The 3,864-nt window shown below is 54.6% G+C and carries 1 protein-coding gene; it reads right to left on the bottom strand.

Annotation, left to right across the window (positions count from 1 at the left end; genetic code table 11):
* Positions 1-3,864, bottom strand: a 3,864-nt coding sequence (gene rpoB, locus ACIQYF_RS23615; protein ID WP_402866688.1) for a DNA-directed RNA polymerase subunit beta, incomplete at both ends; no start/stop codon positions are given.

Raw genomic sequence — 3,864 nt, forward strand, 5'->3', positions numbered from 1 at the left:
ATGCCGAGGGAACGAATTTCTTTGATAAACACTTTGAAGGACTCGGGCATGCCCGGCTCCATACGGTGATCGCCGTCCACGATGTTTTTGTACATCTTGGTACGACCGTTCACATCGTCCGACTTCACTGTGAGCATTTCTTGCAGAGTGTATGCCGCGCCGTAAGCTTCCAGCGCCCAGACCTCCATCTCCCCGAAACGCTGACCACCGAACTGCGCCTTACCACCCAGCGGCTGCTGGGTAACCAGGCTGTAAGAACCGGTAGAACGCGCGTGCATCTTGTCGTCTACCAAGTGGTTCAGCTTCAGCATGTACATGTAGCCAACAGTAACCGGACGCTCGAACTTGTTGCCGGTACGACCATCAGTCAGCACCATCTGGCCGCTGTCTGGCAGGTCTGCCAAACGAAGCATTGCCTTGATTTCGCTTTCTTTGGCACCGTCGAACACCGGGGTAGCCATTGGCACACCGCCGCGAAGGTTCTTCGCCAGATCAAGGATTTCTTGATCGGAGAAGTCATCCAAGCTTTCTTGACGACCGCCAATTTCGTTGTAGATCTCATGCAGGAACTTACGCAGGTCAGCAACCTTGCGCTGCTCTTCAATCATGAGGTTGATCTTCTCGCCCAAACCTTTGGCTGCAAGGCCCAGGTGGGTTTCGAGAATCTGACCAACGTTCATACGCGAAGGTACGCCCAACGGGTTGAGGACCACATCGACCGGGGTGCCATTGGCATCGTACGGCATGTCTTCAACCGGCATGATTACGGAGACCACACCCTTGTTACCGTGACGACCGGCCATCTTGTCACCCGGCTGGATGCGACGACGGATTGCCAGGTAAACCTTGACGATTTTCAGCACGCCTGGAGCCAGGTCATCGCCTTGCTGCAGTTTGCGCTTCTTGTCTTCGAACTTGTCGTCCAGCAGACGACGGCGATCGATGATGTAAGCCTGAGCCTTTTCAAGCTGCTCGTTCAGAGCATCTTCAGCCATGCGCAGTTTGAACCACTGACCATGCTCAAGACCGTCCAGGACTTCATTGGTGATTTCCTGGCCTTTCTTCAGACCTGCACCGCCCTCAGCCACATGGCCAACCAGCGCAGAGCGCAGACGTTCGAAAGTAGCGCCTTCAACAATACGGAACTCTTCGTTCAGATCCTTGCGGATCTCGTCCAGCTGAGTCTTCTCGATCGACAGGGCACGAGCATCACGCTCAACACCGTCGCGAGTGAAGACTTGTACGTCGATGACAGTACCTTTGGTACCAGTAGGTACGCGCAGCGAGGTGTCTTTAACGTCACTGGCCTTTTCACCGAAGATTGCACGCAACAGCTTCTCTTCTGGCGTCAGTTGGGTCTCGCCTTTCGGTGTGACCTTACCTACCAGAATGTCGCCTGCGCCAACTTCAGCACCTACGTAAACGATACCGGCTTCGTCCAGCTTGTTCAGTGCAGCTTCACCCACGTTCGGGATGTCTGCAGTGATCTCTTCAGGCCCAAGCTTGGTGTCACGTGCCACACAGGTCAGCTCCTGAATGTGGATCGTGGTGAAGCGGTCTTCTTGAACTACGCGTTCCGACAGGCAGATGGAGTCTTCGAAGTTGTAACCGTTCCAGGCCATGAACGCGATGCGCATGTTCTGACCCAGAGCCAGCTCCCCCATATCGGTGGACGGGCCGTCAGCCATGATGTCGCTACGCTGTACACGATCACCTTTGCGAACCAGCGGACGCTGGTTAATGCAGGTGTTCTGGTTCGAACGGGTGTATTTGGTCAGGTTGTAGATATCAACACCAGCTTCGCCGGTCTCAACTTCATCATCTGCAACACGAACCACGATACGGCTAGCATCAACAGAGTCGATTACGCCGCCACGACGAGCCACGACGCAAACGCCGGAGTCACGAGCTACGTTACGCTCCATACCCGTACCTACCAGCGGCTTGTCAGCACGCAGGGTGGGTACAGCTTGACGCTGCATGTTCGAACCCATCAACGCACGGTTGGCGTCATCGTGCTCGAGGAACGGAATCAACGACGCCGCCACAGAAACAACCTGCTTCGGAGAAACGTCCATCAAGGTGACGTCTTCCGGCGCCTTAACGGTGAATTCGTTCAAGTGACGAACAGCTACCAGTTCGTCGATCAGTACTTTCTTGTCGTTCATCGTGGCCGAAGCCTGAGCGATCACGTGATCAGCTTCTTCGATGGCGGACAGGAATACGATCTCGTCGGTGACCAATGCGTCTTTCACCACACGATACGGGCTTTCAAGGAAGCCGTACTGGTTGGTGCGCGCATAAGCAGCCAAGGAGTTGATCAAACCGATGTTCGGACCTTCCGGTGTCTCGATCGGGCATACACGACCGTAGTGAGTCGGGTGTACGTCACGAACTTCAAAGCCTGCACGCTCACGCGTGAGACCGCCCGGGCCCAGCGCAGAAACACGGCGCTTGTGGGTGATCTCGGACAGCGGGTTGTTCTGGTCCATGAACTGAGACAGCTGGCTGGAACCGAAGAACTCTTTGACCGCAGCAGCCACTGGCTTGGCGTTGATCAGATCCTGCGGCATCAAGCCTTCGCTTTCCGCCATCGACAGACGCTCTTTGACCGCACGCTCAACACGTACCAAGCCAACGCGGAACTGGTTTTCAGCCATTTCGCCAACACAGCGAACACGACGGTTACCCAGGTGATCGATGTCATCGACGATGCCTTTACCGTTACGGATGTCGACCAGAGTCTTCAATACCGCAACGATGTCTTCTTTGCACAACACACCCGAACCTTCGATTTCGGTACGACCGATACGACGGTTGAACTTCATCCGGCCGACCGCAGACAGGTCATAGCGCTCAGGGCTGAAGAACAGGTTGTTGAACAGAGTCTCGGCAGCGTCTTTGGTTGGCGGCTCGCCAGGACGCATCATGCGATAGATCTCGACCAGCGCTTCCAATTGGTTGCTGGTGGAGTCGATCTTCAGGGTGTCGGAGACAAACGGGCCGCAGTCGATATCGTTGGTGTACAACGTTTCGATACGAACAACTTGGCTCTTGGCAACTTTTGCCAGGATTTCAGTTGTCAGCTCGGTGTTGCACTCAGCAATAATTTCACCAGTAGCCGGATGCACGATTGCCTTGGCCGTTGTGCGACCCAGGACATAGTCCAGAGGCATAACGAGCTCTTTGACACCGGCTTTTTCCAGCTGATTGATGTGACGAGCAGTAATACGACGGCCTTGCTCGACGATCACCTTGCCTTTGTCATCGGTAATATCGATGGCTGCGATTTCACCACGCAGGCGCTGAGGAACCAGCTCCAGGCTGATACTTTCACCTTGAACATGGAAAACGTTGGTGGTGTAGAACGCGTCTAGCACTTGCTCAGTCGTATAACCCAGCGCGCGCAGCAGTACCGATGCAGGCAGCTTGCGACGACGGTCGATACGTACGAACACGCAGTCTTTCGGATCGAACTCAAAGTCCAACCACGAACCACGGTAAGGAATGATACGCGCGGAATAAAGCAGCTTACCGGAGCTGTGCGTCTTGCCGCGGTCGTGGTCAAAGAACACGCCCGGGGAACGGTGCAGCTGGGAAACAATTACACGCTCGGTACCGTTGATTACAAAGGTACCGTTTTCAGTCATCAGGGGGATTTCACCCATGTAGACTTCTTGCTCTTTGATGTCCTTGATCGCTTTGTTCGACGATTCTTTGTCGAAAATGATCAAACGAACTTTTACCCGCAAAGGTACGGCGTAAGTTACACCGCGCAACACGCATTCTTTGACATCAAATGCCGGTTCGCCCAAGCGATAACCGACGTACTCCAGCGCAGCATTGCCGGAGTAGCTGATGATC

Origin of the sequence: Pseudomonas sp. NPDC096917, assembly GCF_044762555.1 — a bacterium.
Taxonomy (GTDB): domain Bacteria; phylum Pseudomonadota; class Gammaproteobacteria; order Pseudomonadales; family Pseudomonadaceae; genus Aquipseudomonas.